The following is a 26703-nucleotide window of genomic DNA, read 5'->3' on the forward strand; positions in this document are numbered from 1 at the left end:
ACCCGTCAGTCGGCCGGGGACGGGTCGGTTGCCGGGGCGGCAAGCCACGCGTACTTGCCGGAGCGGCCGACCGCGATGCTCCGCCGGTGCGCGGTGCGGCACCGCATGCCGGTCAACTCGCCTACGGCGACGGCGAGTTCGGCCTCCTCGGAGGCCCCGAGCGCGGCTCCCCGAAGGTGGTGTAGCGCAGTTCGCACGAGCCGGCCCCGGCGGACTCCCCCGCGGCGTCGGGGACGAGCTGGTGCAGGAAGACCTTCGCGGAGGCTCCGGCGATCCGCACGTCCACGTCGGCCTGGGCGACCGGGCCGCCGGGTGTGGGCAGCAGTTCCTTCTCCCGTCCGCAGAAGGAGGTGATGGCCGTCGGGTCCGCGTCACCGTCGCGGGTACGGACGCAGTCCCCCGAGCGGTAGCGCACCAGGGGCATGTGCGGGTTGCGGATGCTGGTGACGATCAGACTGTGTATGCCGCTGCCGGGCGCCACCGGGTGCAGTTCCAGGCTCATGCCGTCGAGATACGGGTGGTAGCGGCCGTCCGCGTCGCTGTAGAAGAGGTAGCCCAGCTCGGTGCTGCCGAAGAGGTCGATCACCGGGCAGCCGAAGTACCGGCGCAGGAAGGCCCGGACGTTCGCCGGAGCGTACTCGTAGGCGTGCACGATGCCCGCGGGCCGCGGGAAGGCCTCCTCCAGGCCCCAGGCGCGGACCTTCTCCACCAGATGCGCGAGATGGTAGGCGGAGCAGTCCAGCAGATAGGCGCCGTCCGGGTGCGCGGACGCCACCTCCCGCAGGTCGGCGAGCATGGCGGTGACGTCGGCGAGGTCCCAGTCGGCCGGTTCCAGTCGGCGGTTGAGATACAGGGTGCGGTCGTCCAGCCAGCGTTCCCCCGGCGTGGCCCCGGGGCGGGAGGCGTTCACCCGGGCGACGTGCTCGGTGGCGAGCACCGTGGTCAAGGAGGCGCGTCGGGCCCCCGAGTGCCAGAGCGGGCCCAGCTCCGGGTGCTCGCTCCACAGCCGGTAGTAGGAGTGCAGCAGGAACAACGGAGGTCGGATCAGCTGCATACGCGCGTGGTTCGTGCCGGTCGACAGCACGTACTCGGCCTCTCCCGCCTCCAACGCCCTCGCCAGGGCCGGAGTCATCCAGTTGGCCGGGAAACCCTGGGCGATCCGCGACTTCTCCAGGATCGGGAAGCCGCCACCGGCCACGGAGTCGCGGTAGAGCGGGATGTCCTTCACGCGGTCGAGGACGTCGGGGCTCGGCCAGGTGTTCACGGGTCCTCCGGTGGGAGAGCGGTCGAAGCCCGTACGCCACGGGCGGGGCGCGGGGCGGGGTGGCGGCTCGCGGTGGTGCGCCCCGGGACCCCGCACCGGTCGGCGGACCGGTGCGGGGAGACGCGTCAGCTGATGCAGCCCGTCTTGGGCGTCGCGCTGATGCAGCCGCTCTTGGGAGCGGAGCTGATGCAGCCGTCCTTCGCACCGGCGCCCTGCGCCGAGTTGGCAGCGACCCACTTCTGCCAGACGGACTCTTCGGTCATCCGCTTGATGAGCTGCTCCATGCCGGACCTCCATAGGACGAAGAGATAGTGGTGCAAAGTGGTAAAAAAACCACCCAGGTAAAAGTAAAGCGAGAGTCAAGGAAAAGTCAATGGATGGTCATGTCGGATGGTTCACGGGGATGTCGCCCCGGGCACCGGATCCGCGTGGGGGGCGACGGCACGGGCCAGGGCGAAACCGGCGTAGCCGTCCCGGGCTGCGGCGTCGCAGCGCGCCCGGTACTCGACCATGCCGCCGGTGTACGCGAGGAACGTCCTCGGTTTGCCGGCCACGTTCGCGCCCGTGTACCAGGAGTCGACGGACGGGTAGAGCGTCCGCTCCGCGAGCGCCGCCACGTGCGCGCACCACTCCCGCTCCGCCTGCGGGGTCGCGTCGATCTCGGTGAACCCGTGGCGCCGGAGGTGGACGAGGCAGTCGGCGATCCACTCGACGTGCTGCTCCGCAGCGGTCACCGCGTTGCTGAGCACGGACGGACTGAGCGGGCCGAGCACGGTGAAGAGGTTGGGGAAGCCGGACGCGACCAGGCCCAGGTGGTTGGCCGCGCCGTCCGACCACTTCTCCCGCAGCGTGGCGCCACCGCGCCCCCGTACGTCGATGGCCGTCTGCGAACCGGTCAACGCGTCGAAGCCGGTGGCGAGAACCAACGTGTCCAACGGGTGTTCCCGCTCGGTCGTGCGCACCCCGCGTGGGGTGACCTCCACCAGCGGCGTACGGCGCAGATCCACCAGCCGCACGTGCGGCTCGTTGAAGGCCGCGTAGTAACCGGACTCCAGGCAGGGGCGCTTGGTGCCGAACGGAAAGGTGCGGGGGGACAGCGCGTCCGCCGTGTCGGGGTCCGCGACCGAGTCCCGGATCTTCCCGCGCACGAACGAGGCGACGGTCTCGTTGGCCGCCTCGTCGGTGAGCAGGTCCGTGTACGTGCGCAACAGCCCGCTGAGTACGCCGGAGCGCCAGCCCTCCTCGTAGGCGTCGGTACGCTCCCCGGCCCCCACCGACAGCGCCGAGCGGGTCGGAGGAGTGAAGAGCGTGCCGCCGCGGGACGCCCGCTGGGCGCGCCGGTAGCGGGGGTAGTCCGCCTTCGTCGCGGCGATCTCGTCGGCGGGGAGCGGCCGGTTGTGCGCGGGCAGCGCGTAGACGGGTGTGCGTTGGAAGACGGTGAGCGCGGCGGCTCGGGCGGCGACCTGCGGGACCACCTGCACGCCGGAGCATCCCGTACCGAGCACCCCCACCCGTTCCCCGGCGAGCACCGGCTCGTCCCGGGGCCAGCGGGCCGTGTGCAGGGTCCGACCGGCGAACGACTCGATCCCCGGAACGTCCACGTCCTTCACGGCGGACGTGCACCCCGTGGCCAGCACGACGAAACGCGTGGTCACCGTCCACGCGGCGGACGTCGTCACGGTCCACAGGTGGCTGTCCTCGTCGTAGACGGCGCGCTCGACCCGCGTGTTGAGCATGATGTGCGGCCGCAAGTCGAACCGGTCGGCCACGTGGCCCAGGTAGCGGAGGATCTCCGGCTGCGCGGCGTAGCGCTCGCTCCACTCCCACTCCTGGTCCAGCTCCGGCGAGAAGGAGTAGGAGTACGCGGTGCTCTCGATGTCGCAGCGAGCCCCCGGGTAGCGGTTCCGGTACCAGGTCCCGCCGACGTCCTCGCACGCCTCGACCAGCCGTGCGGAGAAGCCCCGTTCACGGAGCAGGTGCAGCTGGTACAAGCCGGCGAATCCGGCTCCCACCACCAGCGCGTCCAGCTCCGGACCCTCGTCGCCACCCCTGCGGACCACGCCCACGTCGACCCCCTCCATGATCACTGCACGCAAGCGCAAAAGTAAAATGCAAGTCACGTAAAGTCAATGGAAGGTCAAATCCTGTGGAGGGCGCCCGCCCGTACGGTCCGCCGCCGCTGGCCGACGTGCCTGTGCGCTTCGGTGCCCCCGATGCCGGGTGCGGCCCTCACGAACCGCGACCGGCGGTAGGTGTCCGCGTTGCGCCCGACCGGGCGGCTGGCCTTGGCGGAAGTGGACACGAGCCCCCGCGCGAGGCGGACTCCGGCCCGGGGCGTACCGGTCTTCCGGATGGAGCGCGGGCGGTTGAGCGAGGACCAGGCGGGCGAGGTCCTGCGCCGCCATTCGCCGCATAACGACATCAGGCTTCGCGAGGTCGCCCGGCAGCTGTGCGCGCTCGGCCGCCTGCCCTGATCCCACGAGCGGTGCGGCGCCCCCGGCTCCCGGCTCGAACCGGGGGGCCTAGACCGCGCCGAGCCCATGGAACCCGGAACGTCATGTTCTCCCGGGTACCCCCCGGACCGCGTCGCACTCATCCCAGGTCACTGCCGAGGCACGCCGCCTCACCCGACCGTTCCCGCGCTTCGCCGACACCATGGCCCGCCGGACACCACGAGTATCACGCGTCACCCACGACATGGGGGGGCGGCAGCCCGGGGCTCCGGGCGGTGGGTCCGGCGCTGCCCCGGGGGCCTTCCGCGACGGGTCGAGCCCGCCGACCGGGGTGGTTGACCGGTCGACGCGGCGGAGAGCCGGTCAGCCGGTCACCGATCGGAGGACGGCGTGGCTTGCCGCGGCGCAGACCGCCAGTCCGGCGCGGCCCGTGTTGTCGAGGGTGTCGCCCGCGGCGTGGTACCGCGGGTCGTAGGGCAGACCGGCGGTGCCGCCGAACCGCCGGGCCTCCTCCTCGGTCTTCAGCGCCGCGGGCCTGCTGCGCACGGTGTCGATACCCGCGACGGGTACCCCGGCGAACAGGAACGGCACCTGGTCCGACATCCCGTCGACCGGGCCTTCCAGCCAGGGCTGACCGGCGGCGGCGAGGTGCTCGGTGTAGTGGCGCTCCGGGCCGTTGCCGTAGACGCCGACGACGTGGTTGGGGGCGGCGACCATGTCCATGTTGAAGTAGCCACGTACGGGCTCCAGCGGCTCGGTGTCCACGAAGTGCTGCGAACCGCGCATCCCGTCCTCCTCCCCGCCCCACCAGCAGAACTGCGCCGGGGCCCGCCGCGCCGCGGACCGCGCCAGGTCGAGCAGCAGCGCGGAGCCGGAGGCGTTGTCGTCGATACCCGGGCCCGCGGGCACGCTGTCCAGGTGGGCGCCGAAGAGGTGCCGGGGGGCGTCGGGGTCCGCGGGTACGGTCAGCACGTCGAACGTGTCGACCTTGCGGTCCCGCAGCTCCAGGTCGACGTGCAGCCGGGCCCCGCCGGCTGCCAGGTCGGCCCGCAGTGAGGCGGCCACCTCGGAGAACACGGTGGCCGCCGGGGGCAGCGCCGGGTCCTCGGGGGCGTCGAACCGCAGCAGCAGGCCGAAGTCCATGCCGTCCAGGAAGAACAGCACGGAGACGACACCCGCCGCGTGGGCGTTGCGCAGGGCTGTGCGGGCGGCCTCCGTCTGGTCGTCGGCCGTACGCCGCAGGGCGGCCCGCCGCGTGCCGTGGCAGCCGCCGGTGCGTGTCTCGGGCAGTGCCCGCACCCCCTCCGGGGCTTTCGGCGGACGCAGTTCCAGCAGCGCGACGCGCCCGCGCGCGTCCACGCCGTCCCAGCTGTCCGGCGCGTCGCCGAACCGGTCGGCGGGGGTGACGAGCGCGCCGGTGGCACCGCCCGGTGGGGATGCCGCGACGCCCTCGACCGCCACGTGGTCGAGGACGCGCTCGCGCGGGCCGGTCTGGCGCACCGTGTCGCGCAGGAGATCGGTGCGGGTGTAGCTAAACGGAAGCCGACGGGTCCGGTGCCCGTACGCACGCAGCCGCCGTTCGACGTAGCGGGCGGAGTGCTCGTAACCGCTGTACCCCGCGGCCCGGTTGCCGCCGTGCCGCGCGGCGATCCCGTCCAGTTCCCGCATGTGCCGCACTATCCGCCCGATCGCCGGGTCGCCCGCGCCCCGGGCCGGGTCCGGCCGATCCGCCGCGCGTGCTCCGTGCGCCGTGCCGGTCAGCAGCGGGCCGACCGCCGCCCCGGCCAGCGCCGCCACCACGGCGCGCCGGGGGGATCCGCCCGCCGTCCGCTGTCCACTTCCCGCTGTCATGGTCCACTCCGTTCCGTCGGGGTACTCCTGTACCGCGCGGCCAGTGAAACCGGGTACGCGGTTTCGTTTCCCTAAGCACGCCACCGACGGTCCGGGGCCCTCCGGACCCGCTCTCCGTCCGGGGGCCACGGTCGCGCACCACACGTCTAGACCGCGGTGAAACCGCCGTCGGCGGCGACCACCGCGCCGGTGACGAAACCGGCGCGCGGGGAGACGAGGAAGCACAGCACCTCGGCGATCTCCTCGGGTCGCGCCACCCGGCCCAGCGGCTGCGCGTCGGCGAAGGACGCCAAGTAGGCGCGGCTGTCGGGGCGGAACGAGTCGAGGAAGTCGGTCTCGACGACGCCCGCCGCCACGACGTTGGCGCGGATGCCCAGCGGCCCGCCCTCGACGGCGAGCACCTTCGTCAGCTGGGCGAGCGCGCCCTTCGAGGCGCTGTAGGCGGCACCTTCGGGCAGCCCCACGGTGCAGGTGTACGAGCCGGTGCTGACGATGGCGCCGCCGCCGCGCGCCGCCATCACGCGGAACGCCTCGCGGGCGCAGAGGAAGGCGCCGCGGGCGTTGACCGCCAGGACGGTGTCCCAGTCCTCGGCGGTGGTCTCGGTGACGGGCTTGTTCAGGGCGCGTCCGGCGTTGTTGACGAGTACGTCGAGCCCGCCGAAGGTGTCGACGGCCGCCCGTACGGCGCCGGTCGCCGTGCTCTCCACGGCGATGTCTCCGAGGAACGGCAGGACGCCGGGGAAGTCGTCGGACAGCGCCTCGACGTCGTCGCGTCGGTCGACGGCGACGACGCGGGCGCCGCGGGCGGTGAGCAGCGCCACCGTCTCCCGGCCCACGCCGCGCGCGGCGCCGGTCACGAGGGCGACCTTCCCGGCGAACTCGGCGTCCGGGGCGGCGGATCGGGCGGCGGGGCCGGGAAGTGCCCCGGCGGGCGCGGTGGTTGCGGTGACTGCGGTGGTTGCGGTGGTTGCGGTGGGCAGGTTGGTCGGGCCGGTCGCGGTGGTCATGTGTGTTCCCTCAAGAGGTGCGTGTGGAAGGCGGGTTCGGCCGTACGTCCACGGGGGCGGACCCCCGCCCCGGCCCCCGTGGACGCCGTACGGACCGGCCGGTCAGTGCGCGGTGAGCCCGCCGTCGACGACCAGTTCCGAGCCGGTGACGAACGAGGACTCGTCGGCGGCCAGGAAGAGGATCGCGGGGGCGACCTCGTCGGCGCGGCCCGCGCGGCGCATGGGCGTGCGTAGGACGTCCGCCTGCTGGTCGCCCTCGGCATCGAGGAGTTCCCGGGTCATCGGGGTGGCGATCACCCCGGGGTGCACGGAGTTGACGCGTACGCCCTGCTGCGCGTACTCGACGGCGGCGGTCTTCGTCAGCAGCCGTACGGCGCCCTTGGACGCCTGGTACGCGGCCGCCCCGCCGCTGCCGACCATGCCGAGCACGGACGAGGTGTTGACGACCGACCCGTTGCCGCTCGCGCGCAGGAGCGGCATCGCGGCGCGCATGCCGAGCCACGTGCCCTTCTGGTTGACGTCCGTGACGCGGTCCCAGGATTCCTCGCGCGTCTCCTCGACGCCCCGCCAGTCCAGGATTCCGGCGATGTTCACGAGCACGTGCAGCGCGCCGAACCGTTCGCGCAGGAAGGCGATCGTCTCGTCCCACTCCCGCGCGGACGAGACGTCGAGCGGTACGGAGGCCACGTCCGCGCCGTCCGCCGCGAGCCGTTCGGCCAGTTCGCGCAGTGGTTTGTCGGCGACGTCGGTGAGGAGCAGCCGGGCGCCCTCGCGGGCGAAGAGTTCCGCGGTCGCCGTACCGAGGCCGCCGGTCGCGCCCGTGATCAGCGCGACCTTGCCGTCGAGTCGTCTTGTCATGTGAGGGTCCTTACCTCGTCGGTGATGAACGCCCTTGCCCTGGGAAGGACGTGGGCTACGGGTCGGACGCGGGCGCGTCGGCGGGGAATGTCGGCCGTACCTGGCCGTGGGTGGGCAGCGGGTGCCCCGGGCACGGCTGCGCGCATGGCGGACTCCTCCCCCGTCGGCCCGCCGGCCCCCGTCAGCCGCTGCGGTCCGTTCCGCTGAGGAAGAGTCTCTGCCGGAGCGCCTCCCTCCACCAGGACCCGTACTGCCTGGGTGTGACACACCCAGGCGGAGCGCCGGGCCGCCGCCTAGCCTGAGCCGATGGACGACAACCAGCTGGGGGACTTCCTGCGCGGTCGGCGTGCCGGGGTGCGGCCGGAGGACGTGGGCACCGTCAGCCACGGCGCGCGCAGGGTCAGCGGCCTGCGGCGGGAGGAGGTCGCCGTACGGGCCGGGGTGAACGCCGACTACTACACCCGCCTGGAACAGGGCCGCGAGCGCCGCCCCTCCCCGCAGGTCGTCGACGCCCTCAGCCACGCGCTGCGTCTCGACGCGGACGCGCGGGCGCACCTGTACCGGCTGGCCGGTGCCGCGCCGGGTGAACGACCGCCGTACGGGCCGGAGTCGGCGCGGGTCGGCGCGGAACTGCGTCGGCTGGTGGACGGCTTCGGGGACGCACCGGCCTTCGTGCTGAACCGTTCCCTGGACCTGCTCGCGCTCAACTCCCTGGCGGATGCGTTGTACTCACCGTTCGCCCCGGCGGACAACCTGGCGCGGATGACGTTCCTCGACCCGGCGGGCCGCCGCTTCCACGGGGACTGGGACCGCGCCGCGCGGGCCGCCGTCGCGAACCTGCGCGAGGCGAGCGGCTTCGCCCCGGACGACCCGCGTCTGCGGGCGCTCGTCGGCACGCTCACCGAGGGCAGCGCGGACTTCGCCCGCCTCTGGAACGCGCACGCGGTGCGCGGCAAGACGCGGGACGCGAAGCGCTTCCTGCACCCGGACGTCGGGCCGCTCACGCTCACGTACCAGTCCTTCGACGTACGCGAGGCGCCCGGCCAGCAGCTCGTCGTCTACCAGGCGGAGCCGGGGAGTCCCAGCGCCACGTCCCTCGGCCTGCTCGGCTCCGTCCACGCGACCCGGCGCGGCGCCGGGGCGGGACCCGGGGCGCGGTAGGGGCCGTCCCGGTGGCGGGCGTCGGCCGCCGGGCGGGGGTTCACTCCGGCAGGGCGTGGGTGAGCAGCACCTCGGCCGCCGCGCGTGCGTGGCGGCCGTAGTCCGCGTCGTCCAGCACCATGGCGCGGCTGGCCGCTCCGTCGGCGAGGGTGACCAGTTGCTCCGCCAGCGCGAGGGGCTCGCGGCAGCCCAACTCCGTCACCAGTGTGGTGACGAGGTCGCGCATGTGGAGCTTCTGTTCGCGGGCGTGGACGTGGACCGGGTCGTCCGGGGAGGGGAACTCCACGGCGGCGTCGATGAACGGGCAGCCGCGCACCGGGGCGTCGTCCCGTACGGGCATGTCGAACATCCGGAGCACGCGTTCGCGCGGCGGGATGTCGTCGCGGGTCAGCACGCTCCCCAGGGTTTCCCCCGACGAGGCGAGGCTCCGGAGGTGGGCGATCACGAGGTCGCTCTTGGTGGGGAAGTGCGCGTAGAGGGTGCGTTTGGAGACGGGCGCCGCCCCGGCGATCTGTTCCATGCCGGTCGCGTTGATGCCCTCGGTCGCGAAGAGCCGTGCGGCGGCGAGCAGGACGCGTTCCCGGCCGCCACGTCCCGGGCGCTTCCGCGGTGTCGCGGTGGCTTCGTTCATGGCGCCAAGTGTACGCCTGCGTTTACTTGGCGGGGAGCGGCGTGGTAGCTTCACCACTCGCCAGGTAAACGCACACGTTTACTTCAGTTTCTCCGTCGAGGAGTTCCGATGACCCTGCTCACCCCCACCGACCTGCGCGACCACGCCGAGGAGCTGATCCGGGGGCGCCGCGCGACCCGCGCGTTCCGCCCGGACCCCGTACCCGAGGAGACGATGCGCGCGATCTTCTCGCTGGCCGGCGCCGCCCCGTCCAACTCCAACGCGCAGCCGTGGCAGGTCGAGGTCGTCAGCGGCGCGGCACGCGAACGCCTGGCCGCCGCCCTCCGATCGGCCCACGCCGCGGACGCCGTGACGGCCGACTACACGTACTCCGACGAGATGTACGCGCGGGCGCACCAGACGCGCCGCGCGGCGTTCGGCGCCGAGGTGTACGGGGCGCTGGACATCGCCCCCGACGACCACGAGGCGCAGCGGGCGTACCACGCGCGGAGCCTGCGCTTCTACGACGCGCCGCACGTCGCGTTCCTGTTCGTCGGCGGGGACGCCCGCACCCGGCTGGCCGCCGACGTGGGGGCCTACATGCAGACGCTGCTCCTGGCCATGACCGCCTACGGCGTGGCGAGCTGCCCGCAGGGGCTGCTGAGCTTCTACGCCGACACCGTCCGGGCCGAACTGGGCGTCACGGAGGGGCGGTTGCTGGTGGGCATCTCGTTCGGATACCCCGACGAGACGGCGCCGGTGAACCACGTCCGGACCGGGCGGGCGACGTTCGAGGAGGTCACGACGTTCCACGCCTAGAGCTGTGACCGCACAGGTTCGCCGGGTTGGTCGTCGTGACGGATGGATGTGTGGTGACTACGCCGTGAGGCGGTCTGCTTCGGCCAGCAGCAGATCGCCGAAGGGCTGGAAGTCGATGCTGCAGGCGTAGACGCCGCTGAAGACCCGGTGGACAGTTCCCCATTCCCAGATGGCGGTGGCATCCACGCCCGTGCGAGAAGCCAGTTGCTCGGTGCGCGCCCAGAGGTCGTCGCCGAGGTCCGGGTTGCCACGCACGATGGTGCCGAGATCGCACGCCGGTTCCGCCCGCAGCCCGGCTGGATCGATGAGCTTGTAGCTGCCGTCGCTCGCCTGCAGGGCGTTCATCTCGTGGATATCACCGTGGACCAGAACCGCGGACCGATCGTCGTGGGCAAGGCGACGACGCTTCATGCAATCCAGCGCATCCGCCACAGTGGCTGGCGAACACGGTCGCCCCGCCCGCTCCCATAGTCTCGGCAGCCGATCGGCGTACTGCTCAGCCAACTTCGCGCCCGTTGGAAGGTCAATGTCGGGACCGATCGGACGCCACAGGCGCACCGCCACTTCGCACAGCAAGTCGTGGCGGCTTGCGGGGTCGGCGACGATGTCGTACATCGGAGCCCCGAGGCGCTCCAGCAGAAGGGCTTGTCGACCCACGTCTTCGCCCAACAGCTTGGCGCATCCCCCTCCGTTCGCCAGGCGCAACACCATGGCCTCCTGCCCGACGTCCCGACCTGGCACACCGATCTTGAGGACCGCCGGAGTCCCGTCAACGAGCGTCACCTCGACGACCAGGGCGGCGTGGCCGCCCGCGAAGCTGGACCCGATCCTCAGAGACCACTCCTGGGCCAGCGAGTCGAGCACGCCTGGCAACTCGTCCAGCCAGGATTCGTTCCCGTCGGCTATCACCGTCTTGCGGACCTGGTCAGGAATGTCGAGGCTCATACCGCCAACCTAGGGCCGTGACCGCCGCACTGGTTCGTCTGATTGGTTCAGACTGCTGTCGTGAGGGGGCGCCTGCCCCAGCGAATGCCTTTCTCGCTGCGGATGCGGGCGCGTTCCTTGCGTTCGGCGGCCAGGACGTCGCGGTGGCGGGCGTTGGCGTTGCGCCAGCGCAGGTAGGCGTGCAGGGCCCGGGTCTGCACCGTCTGGTTGGGATGGTGGGAGTTGGCGATGGTGAACTGCCGCAACGGCCCGAGGTGCGCCTCGACCCGGTCCAGCTTCGCCTCCCGCTCCGGGGCCGGGGCCTTCCAGGTCTTGGTGCGCTGGAAGGTGACGCCGCGGCGGGCGAGCAGACGGCGTAACGCCTCGCGGCCGATGCGGATGACCCGCCCATGGACTTCCGCAGGTGGGCCAGCAGTTCGCGGATGGACCAGCGGGTGAAGGGCTGGCCGAGCCCGGTCGGGCGGGTGGTGGCCGTCTGGACAACGAAGTCCTCGTCGTCAGGACTGAGCAGGCGCACGCGGACAGGCCCAGCCACCACACCCCCAGCACCCGGATCGGACGATCACACGACATCCAACCGCCCCGACCACCAACCCGGCGAACCAATGTGTCAGAGCACTGGACGCGGGCGGGAAGTGGTCGACGCCCGCCGTCCGCCGGCCGGTTCACGCCCCCGGGTTCAGTCGACGGTGAGGACGAGCTTGCCGCGGAGGTGCCCGCGGGCGGCGCGCTCGTGCGCGGCGCGGGCGTCGGCGAGCGGGTACGTGCCGTCGAGGGCGACGCGTACGGTTCCGGCGTCCACCAGGCGGGCCAGCGCGGCGAGTTGGGAGCCGTCGGCGCGGACCTGGGTGGCGGTGACGGTGACGCCCAGCGCGGCGTTCTCCGCGTCGTCGAACTCCCCGAAGTACACCGGGTAGAGGGAGCCGCCGCGCCGGAGGGTGCGCAGGAAGCGCCTGCTGGCGGGGCCGCCCACGGTGTCGAGTACGAGGTCGGCGCCGCGTACCGCGTCCTCGGGCCGCTCCTTGGTGTAGTCGACGAACTCGTCGGCGCCGAGGCCCCGCAGGAACTCCTCGTGGCCGCCGGACGCGATGGCGGTGACGTGCGCCCCCTGCCACTTGGCCAGTTGGAGCGCGAGGTGCCCCACGCCGCCCGCCGCTCCGTTGACGACGACGGCGGCGCCGTCGAGCGAGGCCGGGCGGTGCCGGGCCTCCTGGAACGGCGAGGGGTGGTCGTGCCCGAGGGCGATGAGGAACTGCCACGCGGTCAGCCCCGACATGGGCAGCCCCGCGGCGTGCGCGTGGTCGACCGCGGCGGGCTTGTGGGCGAGGTCGGTGGCGGGCGCGGTGGCGTACTCGGCGTACGCGCCGCTCTGGAGCACGGCGGGGAAGCGCAGCATGCCGTACACCTCGTCGCCCGGCGCGAAGCCCTCGGCGCCGGGGCCGAGCGCCGCCACGACACCCGACACGTCGGTGCCCGGGACGAGCGGCAGCGGGAACGGGGGCCGCAGCTCGGGCGGTACGTCGGGCATCCCCCTACGGGCGTACCAGTCGGGCGGGTTGAGCCCCGCGGCACGGACGCGGACGAGGACCTCGCCAGGGCCGGGCTCGGGCACCGGCACGCGCTCGTGGCGCAGCACCTCGGGGCCGCCGAAGCCGTGCAGCCGGACGGCGTTCATCGTGCGTAGCGGCATCTCTCTCTCCTGCCTGTGCGGGGGGGGTACGCTGATCCGGACCGGTGATCCAGTTCAAGTGGACCACTGATCCGAATATATGGATCAGTGGTCCGGAAAGCAAGAGGGGCAGATGCGGGCCGACGCCAAGAAGAACCGCGACCACCTGCTCGCCGTGGCGGGCTCCGCCGTCGCGGAGCGGGGCGCGGACGTGTCGCTGCGCGACATCGCCCGCCGGGCCGAGGTCGGGCTCGCGACCCTGCTGCGGCACTTCCCGACCCGCGAGGCGCTGCTCGACGCCCTCCTGCGGACGAGCTTCGACGAACTGACCGCGCGGGCGGGCGCGTTCGAGGAGTCGGAACCACCCGCGGACGCCCTCGTCACATGGGTACGGGAGTGCGTCGCGTGGACCACCGAGTACCGGGGCGTGACCGTGCTCATGGCGGCCGCCATCGAGGACCCGGAGTCCGCCCTGCACGCCTCCTGCGTCACGCTGCGCGCGGCGGGCGCGCGGCTGCTGACCCGCGCGCAGGACGCGGGCGCGGCCCGCCGCGACCTCGACGGCGACGACCTCTTCGCGCTGATCGCCATGCTCGCCTGGCTCGGTGACCAACCCGCGCTCGCGCCGCGCGCCCCGCGCCTCTTCGACGTGGTCGCGGGCGCGCTCCTCACCGGTGCGGAGACCGCCCCGGCGGCCGTACGGGAGGGACGACGGGACTGACCGGTCGGCCTCCCGGGCGCGGGCCGGGCGCGTCAGCCCGTACGGCTCACGGCCGTTCCGCCACCGCCGACCGGCACCCCGGCAGGTCCCGACCCGGCACGTCCCGACCCGGCACGTCCCGGCCCGGCACGCGCCGCGTCGGCGGCACCTCGCCGCACCGCTCCGGCGCGGGCGCGGTCAGTTGCGGGTCCAGCGTCACGGCGGCGACCCCCAGCGGCCGGATGAGCGCGCGCAGCGCGGGCCCGGCGAGCCGCACCCACGCCTGGTCCGCGCCCAGCGCGGAGGTGAGCCGGGCCACGGAGGTGAAGGCGACGGCGGTACGCGCGCCCGTCGCCGTACGGAACAGCCGCGTCACGTCGCCGTGGGGGCCCCGCCGGACCGGTACGTACAGCGGACCGGGCGGGAGGGCGTCCCGGGACGCGGGGTCCCCGTCCTGGAGCGGTGCTGCCACGGGGCCCTCCTTCCCGGTCCGCGCCGCGGTGGCGCGTCTGCCGACGTCACGCCTGCTCACGGGCCCGCCACGGGCGCGTACGCGTGCACCTGACGACGGAAGCACGGACCGTACGGGCGGGGCTCCGGCGTCTCATCCCCTGGACTCCGCCGTCAGCTCCCGGAGGGCGGAGTTGAGCGCGAGGACGTTGACGCGGGGCTCCCCGATGAAGCCGAGGGTGCGGCCCTCGGTGTGCGCGGTGACGAGCCGCGCGACGGGCGCGGCCGTCAGCCCGTTCTCCCGGGCGACGCGGCGCACCTGCAACCGCGCGTAGCGCGGGGAGATGTGCGGGTCGAGGCCGGAGGCGGAGGAGGTGACCGCGTCGGCGGGTACGTCCGCGGGGTCGACGGGGTGGCCGGGTACGGAGTTGTCCCGGACGACGGCGGCCTTCGCCTCCGCCACCCGCCGGACGAGCACGGGGTTGTCGGCCGCCAGGTTGGTGGCGCCGGAGAGCAGCAGCTCGTGGCGCGGGTCGCGGGTGTCGGTGCCCAGGCCGTGGGCGGGCCTGCCCTGGAACCACCGCGGGTCCGGCGCCGCCGTACCGCCCGTCCCGTCCGGCGGCAGGGTGTAGCCCTGCCCGATCAGCGCGGACCCCACCTCCCGGCCGCCCGCCGAGACCTTCGAGCCGTCGGCCTGCGCCGGGAACAGCGCCTGCGCGGCGCCGGTGACGACCAGCGGGTACAGCACGCCCGTCACGAGCGTGAGCAGGAGGAGGGCGCGCAGCGAGGCCCCGAGGAGCCGCGCCGTGTGCGTTGCCGTGTGAGCCATGGTGATCAGCCGATTCCGGGGAGGAGGGAGAGGAGCAGGTCGACGGCCTTGATGCCGACGAAGGGCACGACGAGACCGCCGAGCCCGTACACCGCGAGGTTGCGGCGGAGCATCCGGTCGGCGCTCGCCGGGCGGTAGCGGACGCCGCGCAGGGCGAGGGGGACGAGCACGACGATGACCAGCGCGTTGAAGACCACCGCCGAGAGGATCGCGGAGTCCGGCGACGTCAGCCGCATGACGTTCAGCCGGTCCAGGCCGGGATGCACGGTCGCGAAGAGCGCCGGGATGATCGCGAAGAACTTCGCGACGTCGTTGGCGAGGGAGAACGTGGTGAGCGCGCCGCGCGTGATGAGCAGCTGCTTCCCGATCGCCACGATCTCGATCAGCTTGGTCGGGTCCGAGTCGAGGTCCACCATGTTCCCGGCCTCCTTGGCGGCCGAGGTGCCGGTGTTCATGGCCACGCCGACGTCCGCCTGGGCGAGGGCGGGGGCGTCGTTCGTACCGTCGCCGGTCATCGCGACGAGCCTGCCGCCCTCCTGCTCGCGCCGGATCAGCGCCAGCTTGTCCTCGGGCGTGGCCTCGGCCAGGAAGTCGTCCACCCCGGCGTCGGCGGCGACGGCGGCCGCCGTACGCGGGTTGTCACCGGTGATCATCACCGTCCGGATGCCCATGCGGCGCAGCTCGTCGAAGCGCTCGCGCATGCCCGGCTTGACGACGTCCTTCAGCTGGACCACGCCGAGCACGCGCGCGCCCGCCGCGTCCTCGACGGCGACCAGCAGCGGCGTGCCGCCCGCCCCGGCGACACCTCCGGCGACGTCGTCGGTGTCCGGCGGCACCGTGCCGCCGCGCTCCTCGACCCACGCGGCGACCGAGCCGACGGCCCCCTTGCGCACCTTCCGGCCGTCCACGTCCACGCCGGACATCCGGGTGCGCGCGGTGAACGCGACCCACTGCGCGCCCGCGACCTCGTCCCGGCGCCGTTCCGGCAGCCCGTACGCCTCCTCCGCGAGGGCGACGACGGAGCGGCCCTCCGGGGTGCCGTCCGCGAGGGACGAGAGCTGGGCCGCGGCCGCCAACTCGGCCTGGTCCGCGCCCCGTACGGGGGTGAACGCGGCGGCCCGCCGGTTGCCGTACGTGATGGTGCCGGTCTTGTCGAGCAGCAGCGTGGACACGTCGCCCGCGGCCTCGACGGCGCGGCCGGACACGGCCAGCACGTTCCGCTGCACCAGCCGGTCCATGCCCGCGATGCCGATCGCGGACAGCAACGCGCCGATGGTGGTGGGGATCAGGCAGACCAGCAGCGCGACGAGGACGACCAGCGACAGGTCGGTGCCCGCGTGCGCGGCGAACGCGGGCAGCGTCACGCACGCCAGCAGGAACACCAGGGTCAGCGACGCCAGCAGGATGTTCAACGCGATCTCGTTCGGCGTCCGCTGCCGCGCCGCGCCCTCGACGAGGCCGATCATCCGGTCGAGGAACGTCTCCCCCGGCTTCGCCGTGATCCGTACGACGATCCGGTCGGACAGCACGCGCGTACCGCCGGTCACCGCGCAGCGGTCGCCGCCGGACTCGCGGACGACCGGCGCCGACTCCCCGGTGATCGCGGACTCGTCGACGGACGCGACGCCCTCGACGACGTCGCCGTCACCGGGGACGGTGTCACCGGCCTCGCAGACCACGAGATCACCGACCGCGAGCCCGGCGCCCGGCACGCGCTCCTCCACGCCCCCGTACCCGCCGCCCGCACCGCTCCCGGCCCCGGTCAGCCGCCGGGCCACCGAGTCCGTCTTGGCCCTGCGCAACGTGTCCGCCTGCGCCTTCCCGCGCCCCTCGGCCACCGCCTCCGCCAGGTTCGCGAAGAGCACGGTCAGCCAGAGCCAGCCGGCGACGGTCCAGCCGAACCAGTCCCCCGGCTCCGCGACGGCGCAGCCCGTGGTCAGCACCGCGCCGACCCACACGACGCACATCACCGGGGTCGCGACCATCACCCGCGGGTCGAGCTTGCGGCACGCCCGCGGCAGCGAACGCACCAGCTGCGCGGGGGCGAAGAGGCCCGCCCCGACCCGTACCCCTGGTGCGGGGCGCCCGGCGGGCGGGTCGTCGGTCCGGGCCGGTTCCGGGGCCGGTACGGGCGGGGTCGTCGAGGAGGGGGGCGGGGAGGTCGGGGGCATGGGGTCCTCGTGCTTGCGGGTACGGGTGGTCATCACGCCAGCCCTTCGGCCAGCGGGCCCAGGGCGAGCGCCGGGAAGTAGGTGAGACCGCTGACGATCACGACGGCGCCTACCAGCAGCCCGGCGAAGAGGGGTTGGCCGGTACGGAGGGTCCCGGCGGTGGCCGGTACGGTGCGCTGCCCGGCCAGCGAACCGGCCAGCGCGAGCACGAACACCATGGGCAGGAAACGGCCGAGCAGCATCGCGAGTCCCGTCGTGGTGTGGAACCAGTCGGTGTCCGCGTTCAGCCCGGCGAAGGCGGAGCCGTTGTTGTTCGCCGCCGAGGTGAACGCGTACAGCACCTCGGTGAAGCCGTGCGCGCCCGGGTTGAGCGTCGAACGCGGGGGCGTCGGCAGCGCCACGGACAGGGCGGTGAACGTGAGCACCAGCGCCGGGGTGACGAGGAGGAAGAGGGCCGCGAGCTTGATCTCGCGGGGGCCGATCCGCTTCCCCAGGTACTCGGGCGTACGGCCGACCATCAGCCCGGCCAGGAACACCGCGAGCACCGCCATGACCAGCATGGCGTAGAGGCCGGAGCCGACGCCGCCGGGCGCGACCTCCCCGAGCATCATGCCGAGCAGCGCGAGCCCGCCGCCCAGCCCGGTGAGCGAGGAGTGCGCGGAGTCCACCGCCCCGGTCGAGGTCAGCGTCGTCGACACCGCGAAGAGCGACGACCCGCCGATCCCGAACCGGAGTTCCTTGCCCTCCATCGCCCCGCCCGCCGCCTGCGGCGCGGGGCCGTGGTGGGCGAACTCGGTCCACATCATCAGCGCCGTGAACGCGCACCAGAGGACCGCCATCGCACCGAGCACCGCGTAGCCCTGCCGTACGGAGCCGACGAGCACGCCGAAGGTACGGGTGAGGGCGACGGGCACGAGCAGGATCAGGAAGACCTCGAAGAGGTTGGAGAACGGGGTGGGGTTCTCGAACGGGTGGGCGCTGTTGGCGTTGAAGTAGCCGCCGCCGTTCGTGCCCAGCAGCTTGACGGCCTCCTGCGAGGCCACCGCGCCGCCGTTCCACTGCTGGGAGCCGCCCGTGAACTGGCCCACCTCGTGCACACCGGCGAAGTTCTGCACCACCCCGCAGGCGGCCAGGACCAGCGCGGCCACGGCGGCGAGCGGCAGCAGGACACGTACGACACCGCGGACGAGGTCGGCCCAGAAGTTGCCCAACGTGCCGGTGCTCGACCGGGCGAAGCCGCGTACGAGCGCGACGGCGACGGCCATGCCGACGGCGGCGGAGACGAAGTTCTGCACGGCGAGACCGGCGGTCTGCACGACGTGGCCCATCGTCTGCTCGCCGTAGTACGCCTGCCAGTTGGTGTTCGACACGAACGAGACGGCCGTGTTGAACGCCCCCGGCGCCGGTACGGAACCGCGGCCGGACGAGCCCGGCAGGGCGCCCTGCGCGCGCTGGAGCGCGTACAGCAGGAGCACCCCGACGGCGGAGAGGGCGAGGACGCCGCGGAGGTAGGCGGGCCAGCGCATCTCCGCGTCCGGGTCGGCGCCGACGGCACGGTAGATCCACCGTTCGACGCGCAGGTGCCGGTCGGCGGAGTAGACCCGGGCCATGTGGTCGCCCAGTGGTACGTAGAGGAGCGCCAACGCGCCGACGAGGGCGAGGAGTTGGAGCACTCCGGAGGTCACGGGGCCCATGGCGGCGCTCACTCGGGCCGGACCAGGGCGCGGACGAGGTAGCCCAGCAGGGCCACCGCCACGACCAGGCCGACGACGTGTTCGGCGGTCACAGCTTCGTCACCCCCCGGGCGACGAGTGCCACCAGCGCGAACACCGCGACCGTGACGATGACGAAGGCCAGGTCGGCCATCGCGTACTCCTCGGGGCTTCGGGAACATCCGCGCGGGAGGCCCCGCGAACGGATCGGACCCTGCGAGGAGAACCCCTCCGGGGGACACGCGCGGGGCGCGTTGACGGTCCCCATACGCGCCGCCGCGGTCTCTTGACGGCTCCCTGACGGGTACGGAGTCGCAGGTCACACGCGGCGGCGGGGCGGTGCGTGACGGGGCCGTGCGGTGCGGGTGGCTCGTCGCCGTCCCACCGGAATCCGCGCGGCGCTCCGGCGCCGTACGCGGAACCGACACATCGGACCGAAAGGAGAATTCCGGTCGCATTTCCGGAGAACGTTTCCGGTGAACGCGCGGAAGCCGCCCGGTGATCAACGTCCCGCACCCGCGTGATATACGTGTGACCCGCCGGGCGCGCCGACGCGCCCCGCGCAGAGGGAGGCCGTGGATGATCGAGGACGTTCCCGTGGTGGATGCCGTGGTGCACGGCTACAACTCACCACCCGAGACCTGGAAACACCCCCTCGCCGGAGTCGTGGTCGATTCCCTCTACAACCGCTACCACCGGATATTCTCCCCGCGCGACGATCCGAAATGGATACTCGACCGGCACCGCTTCGAACGCGTCGGCCCCGAACTCCTGGAACACGCGCTGTTCGCGGAGAGCCGTACGGATTTCGCCGTCTACCACGACATCCCGCTCTACGGCATGTACGAGCAGGGGGCGTCGCCCCTCTGGATCGGCCGCGAGATGCGCGAGCGCAACCCGGACCGCGTCGCGGTCTTCGGCGGCATCTGGCCCGGCCACCCCGACCCGGTCGGGGAGGTGGACCGGCTCGTCGACGAGGAGAAGGTCGTCGGCCTCAAGTTCTACCCGTACGACATCTACGACGGCCGCGGCGAGACCGTGCGCATGGACGACGTGGACACCGTGTTCCCCATCCTGGAACACGCCCAGCGACGCGGTATCCGTTCCGTCGCCGTGCACAAGGCCATCGCCATGGTCGGCTGCCCGGTGGGGCCTTTCGCTCCGGGTGACCTGGACAACGCCTTCCTGGCCTTTCCGGAACTCAACTTCCAGATCGTGCACGGCGGTTTCGCCTTTCTAGAGGACACCGCCCTCCAGCTCTCGTACTATCCCAACGCCTCGGTCGTCCTGGAAGGCGCCAGCGCCTATCTGGTGAATTCGCCGCTACGTTTCGCCGAGATCCTCAGCGCTTTCGTACGGGCCGGCGCCGCGGACCGCATCATCTGGGGGACGGGGTGCACCGCGCTGCATCCGCAGCCCCTGCTCGACGCGTTCTGGGAATTCCAGTTCCCGGACTGGATGATCGAGGGATACGGGCTGCCGCCGTTGACGAAGGAACTGAAGCGGAAGATCCTCGGCGGCAACATCGCGCGCATTTTGGACCTGAAGGTCACCCCCGACCCGGCCGAACGGGAACTGGCGGAGCCGTGGACCGGCGGCGCGGCGGTGCCCGCGTGACCGAGGAGGAGATCCGCGCCGAACTCGACCGCATCGTCGACCCCTGTTCGGCGGCGGCCGGGGCGCCCGCCGGGCTGGTGGAGATGGGCCTGGTACGGGAGTTGGAGCTGACCCCGGGTCCGGACGGCGCGCGCGTACGGCTGCGGATCGCGGTGACCGAGCCCGGTTGCATGATGGGGGCGGCGTTCGCCGCGCAGGCGGAGGAGCGGGTCGGCGCGCTGGCCGGGATCGGCGAGGTGCGCGTGGAGATCGACCACGACGCGGACTGGCTGCCCTCGGACCTCGCACCGTCGTACCGGCTGCGCCTCGCCGAGGTACGCGCGGCGCGGCGGCAGGCGGGGCCGTGAGCGGCGGGGACGCGCGGCGGCGGCCGTGCTGATCCGGTACGAGTGGCGGGGCGCCGTCGACGACGCCGCCCTCGACGCGCTCCACGCGGAGGGTTTCGGCCGTCCCGCCACTCCCGCTCGTACCACCGGCCCGGCCCGTACCGGCGACCCCGCCCGTACCGGCTGGCGGGAGCGGCTGGAGCGGCACAGCCTGGGCTGGGTGTGCGCCCGCGCGGACGGTTCCCTGGCGGGCTTCGTGAACGTCGCCTGGGGCGGCGGCGAGCACGCCTTCCTCCTGGACACCGTGGTGGCGCGGCGCAACCGCCACGAGGGCGTGGGCGCCCGGCTGGTGGCGGTCGCCGCGGAGGAGGCGCGCGGAGCGGGGTGCGCCTGGCTCCACGTGGACTTCGAGGAGCGGCTGCGGCCGTTCTACCTCGACGCCTGCGGCTTCCGGGAGACGTCGGCCGGACTGCTCGCCCTGTAGCGGCCGGGCACCCGACGCGTTCGCCGTACGGCCGCGCCGGAGGGCCGGAACGTGCCGGGAGGACGTACGGCCCGCTTGGTGAGTGGTAGGTTACTCACCATGTCACGGACGCTCTCCACCTCCGACGCCCGACGCCAGGAGGTCGACGCCGTCGCCGTCGAGGTCTTCTCCCGGCGCGGCTTCTACGCGACCACGACGACCGAGATCGCCCGCGCGGCGGGGATCTCGCAGGCGTACCTCTACAAGCTCTACCCCGACAAGACGTCGCTGTTCGTCGCCGCGCTGAAGCACTGCGGCGCCCGACTCGCCGCGCTCGTCGAGGAGTTGCTCGCGCGGGACGAGGACGGCGAACGGGCCCTGCGCTCCGCCGCCGGGGACATCGCGGGCGACCGCGACCTCGTCCGTTTCCTCGCCCACGCGGCGTGCGCGGCGCACGAGCCGGAGATCCGCGCCGCCGTCGCGGAGTGCTACGCCACGCAGTACGCCGTGATCCGCGCCCACTCCGCGCTTCCCGACGAGGCGATCCGCCGGTACTTCGCGGAGAGCCTGCTCGACAACCAGATGCGGGTGATCGGCGCCGACCGCACGGACGCCCCGTGGGCGCGCGCGCTCACCGGGACCACCCCGGCCTGAGCGCCCCGACGGCCCGCGCGGCGCCCGGAGTCGGGCGCCGCGCCGGCCCGAGCGGCGCACCGCGCCGAGGAACACCTCCGGACCGCGACCGCGGCCGGACCCACAGATCCGGGAGACCTCCAGAATGCGACTCTTCGTCACCGGCGGATCGGGCTGGATCGGCTCGGCCGTCGTCCCCGAACTCCTCGACGCCGGACACTCGGTGCTCGCCCTCGCCCGTTCCGAGGCGGCCGCCGCGAAGGTCGCGGGTCTCGGCGCCGAGGTGCTGCGCGGCGACGTCCAGGACCTCGACGTACTGCGGTCCGGCGCCGAACGGACCGACGGCGTCGTCCACCTGGCGTTCCGTCACGACCTGGCATTCGCCGGGGACTTCGACACCGCCGTGCGCACCGACCGGGCCGTCATCGGCGCGATCGGCGCCCAACTCGCCGGTACGGACAGGCCGTTCGCCGTCTCCTCGGGTCTGGCCGCGGTACACCCCGGAGGGCTCGCCACGGAGTCGGACCGGCCCGAGCCGTTCCCGGGCGCGGGCGGCCGGTTCGCCAACGAGCGCGCCGCGCTCGCCCTGGCCGACCGCGGGGTGCGCGCGATGTGCGTACGTTTCGCGCCGACCGTGCACGGGGCGGGCGACGGCGGGTTCGTCGCCCGGCTCGTCGAGGCCGCCCGCGCGCACGGCGTCTCCGCGTACCCGGGCGAGGGCGCCGCCCGCTGGCCCGCCGTGCACGTCGGGGACGCCGCGCGGGCCGTACGCCTCGCCGTCGAGCACGCCCCGGCGGGGTCGGTGCTGCACGCGGCGGCCGAGGAGGGCGTACGGGTACGCGCCCTGGCGGAGGCCATCGCCGGGCGGCTGGGCGTGGAGGCCCGGTCGCTGGACACCGCGGAGGCGGAGGCCCGCTTCGGCGTCCTCGGCACCTTCCTCGGCCTGGACAGCCCGGCGTCCAGCGCGGTGACCCGCGAACTGCTCGGCTGGGAGCCGTCCGGGCCGACCCTGCTCCAGGACGTCGAGGCGGGCGCGTACACGGACTGAGTTGCCTCCCGTCAGACCGAGGGTTCTCTCCGTCAGGGGGCGACGCGCAGGACCAGCTTGCCGCGGGTGCGGCCCGTCTCGCCGCGGGTGTGTGCGTCGGCGGCCCGGTCCAGCGGGAAGACGTCCTCGACGGCCACCCGTACGTCGCCCGCGTCGATCAGCTCCGCGACGCGGGTCAGCGCGGGCGCGTCCGGCTCCACCAGGAACGGGCTCGTACGGACGCCCGACTCGTCGGCCGCCGCCCGCAGTTCGGGGGAGACACCGGCGGGAACGGCGACCAACAGGCCGCCGGGGCGCAGCACTCCGAGCGAGCGGGTGGCGGTGCGGTCGTGGTCGTCGCCGACGAGGTCGAGGACGACGTCCACCTTCCCCGCCTCGTCCTCGAACCGGGCGGTGGTGTGGTCGATGACCTGTTCGGCGCCCAACTCCGTGAGCCAGGCGTGCCGTTCGGCGCGCGCCGTACCCACGACGGTGGCGCCCAGGTGCCGCGCGAACTGCACGGCGAGGTGGCCGACGCCTCCGGCGGCGGCGTGGACGAGCACGCGCTGACCGGCCTGGAGCCCGGCGGTGTCGACCAGCGCCTGCCAGGCGGTCAGCGCGGCGAGCGGTACGGCGGCCGCCTCCTCGTGGTCGAGACGCGCGGGCTTCCGCGCGAACTGCCGGGCGGGGGCGGTGACGTACTCGGCGTAGCCGCCCGCCTGGCGGGGGAACCACGGCATCCCGTACACCTCGTCGCCGGGCCGGAGCGTGGTCACGCCGAAGCCGACCTCCTCGACGACGCCGGACACGTCCCAGCCGAGGACGAACGGCGGCGCGCCGAGGACGCCCGCCATGCCGGAGCCCGAACGGGTCTTCCAGTCAACGGGGTTGACCCCGGCGGCACGCACCCGTACGAGCACCTCGGTCGGCAGCGGTTCGGGGCGCGGCACGTCGGCGACGCGCAGGACCTCGGGGCCGCCGAAGGCGTCCTGGACGACCGCGCGCATGGTGGGTGTGGACATGAGGGACCAACTCCTGTGGAGCAGACGGGAAGGGTGCCGGGCGGGGGGCCGTGGGCGCCGCCCGGCGATGTCGGGAACGTATGCCCCGGCATACGGTTACCCGCAAGGGCGGGAACTTCCCATAGGAAAGCATGGAGGTCAGGGCGGTATGACGACGACATGCGCCACGGGCGTACACAGCGATCACGACGTGTACGCGGCACAGTGCCCGTGCCGCGCGATGCTGAACCTGCTGGCCAACAAGTGGTCCGCGCTCGCCATCGGCGCCATGGAGGACGGCCCGCAGCGCTTCAGCCGCCTCCAGGACCGGCTCCAGGGGGTGAGCGCGAAGGTGCTCACGCAGACGCTGCGCCGCCTGGAGGACGCCGGGCTGGTGGAGCGGACGGTCTACCCGGAGATCCCGCCGCACGTGGAGTACGCCCTGACGCCGCTCGGGAGCGGCGCGGCGGTGCCGCTGCGGGCGCTGCGCGCGTGGGTGGAGGACAACCTGGACCGTACGGCCGCGGGGTGCGCGGACTGAGCCGGGGCGGCGGCGGGTGCGGGACGAGAAACGCGGCGGGGACGGCGGCGGCCGGACGGGCTTGAGGGAATCTTTTCCTTTCCCTCTCGGTGCGTCCGCCGGTAACCCCCTCACGCGCACGAGAACACCCGATGCAACGTGGAAACGGCGTTTAAAACGATCCAGTCCACGCATACGGTCACGGGAGCCATGATTTTTTAGTTTGCGCTTCAAGCATTCCAAGGGGGCATTGCGCGGTATCCCCCAGAAGGGCACATAACGAACCCGGCCTCGAAGCATGACACTTCGGGCACGGCGGACCGCGGCCGTATTGCCTCCCGCGAATGTTCCGTGCAATGCTTCCCTGCCGCCGACTCGGCGCCATCCTTGCTCATTCTTGTTCCTGGGGGCCTCGCATGCCCGCTCCATGTTTACGCGTTTCCGTTTTCGAGGAAGCTCCCATGCCCCTCGCCGCCACGGAACCGCCCGACACGGCGCACGGACTCCCCGCCGCTCCCCTCACGGCCGTACGCGCCCCCCTCGGGCGCGCCACCGGCCGTACACGCCACGCCCTTTCCGTACGGCCCTCGCCCCGGGAAGGCGGCACCGTCGCGCGGCACGAGGAATTCCCGTCTCACATACGCGTACACGTGCGCATACGCCTCCACACCGCAGCCGGAGTGTGAACCGTGTCCCTTTCCGACGACAAGGAAATCCGCGCCCTCTGGGACGCGATGGCCCACGCATGGGAATCGGGCGACGCGGAGGCGTTCGCGGCCGTCTTCGAATCCGACTGCGATTTCACGACCGTACGTGGCGAGAAACCGCCCGGCCGCGCCGGTGTCGCCGCCGGGCACGCCCACCTTTTCCGTACGGCATTCCGCGGCACCCGCCTTTCGGTGCGCGTCCGCGCGGTCCGCGCGCTGACCCCGGAGCTGGCCACGGTGGACGTCGAGTCGGACGTCGTCGGCGCCGACGGTACGGCGCTGGTGACCACGCACGCGCTCGCCGTGGCCCGGAAGGGGACGGACGGGGCCTGGCTGATCGCCGCGTTCCACAACATGGTCCCGGCACCCCGCCCGCCCGACGCGCCGGACCCCTCAGGGGAGTAGCGCGCGGCGCGCTCGCCGGGACAGCCGCAGGTACACGGGGGCCGTGTTCATTCGAGAAGGAATCGGAGCAGGACATGCTCAGGCAGAACAGCACCCCGTTGCGCGTGGTCGTCGCCCTGGCGGTGGCGGGCGGTCTCCTCACCGCCTGCGGCGACGAGGGTGACGAGGGGTCGGAGAACTCCCTCAGCGTGCTCATGGTCGACAACCCGCAGATGATCGACCTCCAGAAGCTGACGGCCGAGCACTTCACGAAGGACACCGGCGTCAAGGTCGACTTCACGGTGATGCCGGAGAACGAGGTCCGCGAGGAGATCCGGAAGGACTTCTCGAACCAGTCCGGGAAGTACGACGTCGCCACCGTCAGCAACTACGAGGTCCCGATCTACGCCAAGAACCGCTGGCTGCACGCCCTCGACCCGTTCGTCTACCAGGACAAGGGCTTCGCCCCCGAGGACATCCTGACGCCGATGCAGGTGTCCCTGAGCGGCGAGGACGGCAAGACGTACGGCACGCCCTTCTACGGCGAGTCGTCCATCCTCATGTACCGCAAGGACATCTTCGCCAAGGCCGGTCTGAAGATGCCCGCGAACCCCACCTGGGACGAGGTCGCGGAGCTTGCGGCGGAGGTGGAGGGCGCGGAGAAGGGCATGGCGGGCATCTGCCTGCGCGGGCTGCCCGGTTGGGGCGAGGTCATCGCGCCACTGACCACGGTGGTCAACACGATGGGCGGCACCTGGTTCGACGAGGACTGGCAAGCGCGCCTGGACTCGCCGGAGTTCGAGAAGGCGACGAAGTTCTACGTGGACCTCGTCCGCGAGCACGGCGAGCCGGACGCGGCCCGGTCCGGGTACGCGGAGTGCCTGAACAACATGACGCAGGGCAAGGCCGCCATGTGGTACGACGCGACGGCGGGCGCGGGGTCGCTGGAGGCGGACCGTTCGCCGGTGAAGGACCGGATCGGCTACGTCCCGGCGCCGGTCGAGAAGACCAGGAGCTCCGGCTGGCTGTACACCTGGGCCTGGGCCATGCAGAAGGTGTCGGGGAACGCGGAGAACGCGTGGAAGTTCATCTCGTGGGCCTCCGGCAAGGAGTACGAGGAACTGGTCGGCAAGGAGGTCGGCTGGGCGAACGTACCGGCGGGCAAGCGCGCCTCCACGTACGAGATCCCCGAGTACCAGCAGGACGCCAAGGAGTTCTACGAGGTCACGCACGACGCCATCGACAAGGCCGACCCTCGTAACCCTGGCGTCCAGCAACGTCCCGCGCCCGGCATCCAGTTCGTCGGAATCCCCGAGTTCACCGACCTCGGCACCAAGGTCTCGCACGAGATCAGCGCCGCGATCGCCGGGAAGCAGTCCGTCGACGACGCCCTCACGAAGTCGCAGAAGCTGGCCGAGAAGGTGGGCCGCAAGTACCAGCGTTGAGCCAGGGCTCACGGGCCCCGGAGTCGCGGCGTGGTCAACCGCCGCGACTCCGGGGCCCGTTCGGCTTTCCGGGACCGAACG

The 26703-nt window shown here is 72.9% G+C and carries 27 protein-coding genes and 2 pseudogenes; 12 read left to right on the top strand and 17 right to left on the bottom strand.

Annotation, left to right across the window (positions count from 1 at the left end; translation table 11 throughout):
* Positions 1-5: 5 nt before the first annotated feature.
* The 3 genes and pseudogenes from D7M15_RS01130 to D7M15_RS01135 form a co-directional block, all read right to left on the bottom strand.
* Positions 6-1264 (bottom strand): annotated as a pseudogene (locus D7M15_RS01130) (hypothetical protein).
* Positions 1265-1389: 125 nt separating this feature from the next.
* Positions 1390-1548: a hypothetical protein gene (locus D7M15_RS28330; RefSeq protein ID WP_165906181.1), complete on the bottom strand. Its 159-nt coding sequence runs from the start codon at positions 1546-1548 to the stop codon at positions 1390-1392.
* 111 nt (positions 1549-1659) lie between these two features.
* Positions 1660-3351, bottom strand: a complete 1692-nt coding sequence (locus D7M15_RS01135) for an NAD(P)/FAD-dependent oxidoreductase (protein ID WP_240649548.1) — start codon at positions 3349-3351, stop codon at positions 1660-1662.
* Between the two features lie 264 nt (positions 3352-3615).
* Between D7M15_RS01135 and D7M15_RS01140 the strand changes: the two genes are divergently transcribed.
* Entirely contained in the window at positions 3616-3738 is a 123-nt protein-coding gene (locus D7M15_RS01140) for an ANTAR domain-containing protein (RefSeq protein WP_121520080.1), read from the top strand.
* A gap of 342 nt (positions 3739-4080) precedes the next feature.
* On the opposite strand, the gene D7M15_RS01145 is transcribed toward D7M15_RS01140, so the two are convergent.
* From D7M15_RS01145 to D7M15_RS01155, 3 genes are all read right to left on the bottom strand, one after another.
* A complete protein-coding gene (locus D7M15_RS01145; RefSeq protein WP_127201703.1) occupies positions 4081-5568 on the bottom strand; it encodes a M28 family peptidase in 1488 nt (495 codons plus the stop codon).
* A 146-nt stretch (positions 5569-5714) separates the two neighbouring features.
* On the bottom strand, positions 5715-6575 hold the full coding sequence (locus D7M15_RS01150) for an SDR family oxidoreductase (RefSeq protein ID WP_121515760.1): 861 nt from the start codon (positions 6573-6575) through the stop codon (positions 5715-5717).
* A 102-nt stretch (positions 6576-6677) separates the two neighbouring features.
* Positions 6678-7433: a glucose 1-dehydrogenase gene (locus tag D7M15_RS01155; protein ID WP_121515761.1), complete on the bottom strand. Its 756-nt coding sequence runs from the start codon at positions 7431-7433 to the stop codon at positions 6678-6680.
* A 306-nt stretch (positions 7434-7739) separates the two neighbouring features.
* Between D7M15_RS01155 and D7M15_RS01160 the strand changes: the two genes are divergently transcribed.
* Entirely contained in the window at positions 7740-8594 is an 855-nt protein-coding gene (locus D7M15_RS01160) for a helix-turn-helix transcriptional regulator (protein ID WP_121515762.1), read from the top strand.
* A 40-nt stretch (positions 8595-8634) separates the two neighbouring features.
* Here D7M15_RS01160 and D7M15_RS01165 read toward each other — a convergent pair whose 3' ends face one another.
* Positions 8635-9225 carry a TetR/AcrR family transcriptional regulator gene (locus D7M15_RS01165; RefSeq protein WP_121515763.1) on the bottom strand — a complete coding sequence of 197 codons (591 nt, stop codon included), beginning with the start codon at positions 9223-9225 and terminating at the stop codon, positions 8635-8637.
* Positions 9226-9333: 108 nt separating this feature from the next.
* Here D7M15_RS01165 and D7M15_RS01170 point away from each other — a divergent pair, with 108 nt between their 5' ends.
* A complete protein-coding gene (locus D7M15_RS01170; RefSeq protein ID WP_121515764.1) occupies positions 9334-10023 on the top strand; it encodes a nitroreductase in 690 nt (229 codons plus the stop codon).
* A 57-nt stretch (positions 10024-10080) separates the two neighbouring features.
* On the opposite strand, the gene D7M15_RS01175 is transcribed toward D7M15_RS01170, so the two are convergent.
* The 3 genes and pseudogenes from D7M15_RS01175 to D7M15_RS01185 form a co-directional block, all read right to left on the bottom strand.
* On the bottom strand, positions 10081-10968 hold the full coding sequence (locus tag D7M15_RS01175; RefSeq protein WP_121515765.1) for an aminoglycoside phosphotransferase family protein: 888 nt from the start codon (positions 10966-10968) through the stop codon (positions 10081-10083).
* A 47-nt stretch (positions 10969-11015) separates the two neighbouring features.
* A pseudogene (locus D7M15_RS28700) lies at positions 11016-11476 on the bottom strand (IS630 family transposase); the annotation flags it as partial.
* A gap of 171 nt (positions 11477-11647) precedes the next feature.
* Positions 11648-12658, bottom strand: coding sequence for an NADP-dependent oxidoreductase (locus tag D7M15_RS01185; RefSeq protein WP_206337299.1), 1011 nt, complete (start codon positions 12656-12658; stop codon positions 11648-11650).
* 112 nt (positions 12659-12770) lie between these two features.
* Here D7M15_RS01185 and D7M15_RS01190 point away from each other — a divergent pair, with 112 nt between their 5' ends.
* Positions 12771-13358: a TetR/AcrR family transcriptional regulator gene (locus tag D7M15_RS01190; protein ID WP_121515766.1), complete on the top strand. Its 588-nt coding sequence runs from the start codon at positions 12771-12773 to the stop codon at positions 13356-13358.
* A 46-nt stretch (positions 13359-13404) separates the two neighbouring features.
* On the opposite strand, the gene D7M15_RS01195 is transcribed toward D7M15_RS01190, so the two are convergent.
* From D7M15_RS01195 to D7M15_RS01220, 6 genes are all read right to left on the bottom strand, one after another.
* Entirely contained in the window at positions 13405-13809 is a 405-nt protein-coding gene (locus D7M15_RS01195; RefSeq protein WP_206337300.1) for an SAV_915 family protein, read from the bottom strand.
* Positions 13810-13941: 132 nt separating this feature from the next.
* The gene (kdpC, locus tag D7M15_RS01200; RefSeq protein ID WP_121515767.1) at positions 13942-14616 is read right to left on the bottom strand and encodes a K(+)-transporting ATPase subunit C; all 675 of its coding nucleotides are present in this window, start codon (positions 14614-14616) and stop codon (positions 13942-13944) included.
* A 5-nt stretch (positions 14617-14621) separates the two neighbouring features.
* Positions 14622-16820 carry a potassium-transporting ATPase subunit KdpB gene (gene kdpB / locus D7M15_RS01205; RefSeq protein WP_121515768.1) on the bottom strand — a complete coding sequence of 733 codons (2199 nt, stop codon included), beginning with the start codon at positions 16818-16820 and terminating at the stop codon, positions 14622-14624.
* The gene (kdpA, locus tag D7M15_RS01210) at positions 16820-18481 is read right to left on the bottom strand and encodes a potassium-transporting ATPase subunit KdpA (RefSeq protein ID WP_121520082.1); all 1662 of its coding nucleotides are present in this window, start codon (positions 18479-18481) and stop codon (positions 16820-16822) included. Before kdpA ends, kdpB begins: the two co-directional genes overlap by 1 nt.
* Before the next feature lie 8 nt (positions 18482-18489).
* On the bottom strand, positions 18490-18573 hold the full coding sequence (gene kdpF / locus D7M15_RS01215) for a K(+)-transporting ATPase subunit F (protein ID WP_121515769.1): 84 nt from the start codon (positions 18571-18573) through the stop codon (positions 18490-18492).
* Positions 18570-18767 (bottom strand): hypothetical protein, encoded by a 198-nt coding sequence (locus D7M15_RS01220; protein WP_121515770.1) that lies wholly within the window; start codon positions 18765-18767, stop codon positions 18570-18572. The genes kdpF and D7M15_RS01220 overlap by 4 nt, the downstream gene beginning before the upstream one ends.
* Positions 18768-19078: 311 nt before the next feature.
* On the opposite strand from D7M15_RS01220, the gene D7M15_RS01225 reads away from it, so the two are divergent.
* The 5 genes from D7M15_RS01225 (at position 19079) to D7M15_RS01245 (ending at position 22586) form a co-directional block, all read left to right on the top strand.
* Positions 19079-20116: an amidohydrolase family protein gene (locus D7M15_RS01225; protein WP_121515771.1), complete on the top strand. Its 1038-nt coding sequence runs from the start codon at positions 19079-19081 to the stop codon at positions 20114-20116.
* Positions 20113-20463, top strand: coding sequence for an iron-sulfur cluster assembly protein (locus D7M15_RS28340; protein WP_165906183.1), 351 nt, complete (start codon positions 20113-20115; stop codon positions 20461-20463). Before D7M15_RS01225 ends, D7M15_RS28340 begins: the two co-directional genes overlap by 4 nt.
* A gap of 25 nt (positions 20464-20488) precedes the next feature.
* Positions 20489-20926 carry a GNAT family N-acetyltransferase gene (locus D7M15_RS01235; RefSeq protein WP_121515773.1) on the top strand — a complete coding sequence of 146 codons (438 nt, stop codon included), beginning with the start codon at positions 20489-20491 and terminating at the stop codon, positions 20924-20926.
* 99 nt (positions 20927-21025) lie between these two features.
* Positions 21026-21559 carry a TetR/AcrR family transcriptional regulator gene (locus tag D7M15_RS01240; protein WP_121515774.1) on the top strand — a complete coding sequence of 178 codons (534 nt, stop codon included), beginning with the start codon at positions 21026-21028 and terminating at the stop codon, positions 21557-21559.
* A 124-nt stretch (positions 21560-21683) separates the two neighbouring features.
* Positions 21684-22586 (top strand): SDR family oxidoreductase, encoded by a 903-nt coding sequence (locus D7M15_RS01245; protein WP_121515775.1) that lies wholly within the window; start codon positions 21684-21686, stop codon positions 22584-22586.
* 32 nt (positions 22587-22618) lie between these two features.
* On the opposite strand, the gene D7M15_RS01250 is transcribed toward D7M15_RS01245, so the two are convergent.
* Complete coding sequence (locus tag D7M15_RS01250; protein WP_121515776.1) at positions 22619-23587, bottom strand: NADP-dependent oxidoreductase; 969 nt, start codon at positions 23585-23587, stop codon at positions 22619-22621.
* 148 nt (positions 23588-23735) lie between these two features.
* Here D7M15_RS01250 and D7M15_RS01255 point away from each other — a divergent pair, with 148 nt between their 5' ends.
* The 3 genes from D7M15_RS01255 to D7M15_RS01265 all read left to right on the top strand — a co-directional run bounded on the left by D7M15_RS01255 (position 23736) and on the right by D7M15_RS01265 (position 26622).
* On the top strand, positions 23736-24107 hold the full coding sequence (locus D7M15_RS01255; protein WP_121515777.1) for a helix-turn-helix domain-containing protein: 372 nt from the start codon (positions 23736-23738) through the stop codon (positions 24105-24107).
* Positions 24108-24775: 668 nt separating this feature from the next.
* Positions 24776-25198: an SgcJ/EcaC family oxidoreductase gene (locus D7M15_RS01260; protein ID WP_121515778.1), complete on the top strand. Its 423-nt coding sequence runs from the start codon at positions 24776-24778 to the stop codon at positions 25196-25198.
* Between the two features lie 74 nt (positions 25199-25272).
* Positions 25273-26622, top strand: a complete 1350-nt coding sequence (locus D7M15_RS01265) for a sugar ABC transporter substrate-binding protein (RefSeq protein ID WP_121515779.1) — start codon at positions 25273-25275, stop codon at positions 26620-26622.
* The last annotated feature ends 81 nt before the right edge of the window (positions 26623-26703 follow it).

Origin of the sequence: Streptomyces sp. Z26 (genome assembly GCF_003665095.1) — a bacterium.
Classification (GTDB): Bacteria; Actinomycetota; Actinomycetes; order Streptomycetales; family Streptomycetaceae; genus Streptomyces; species Streptomyces phytohabitans.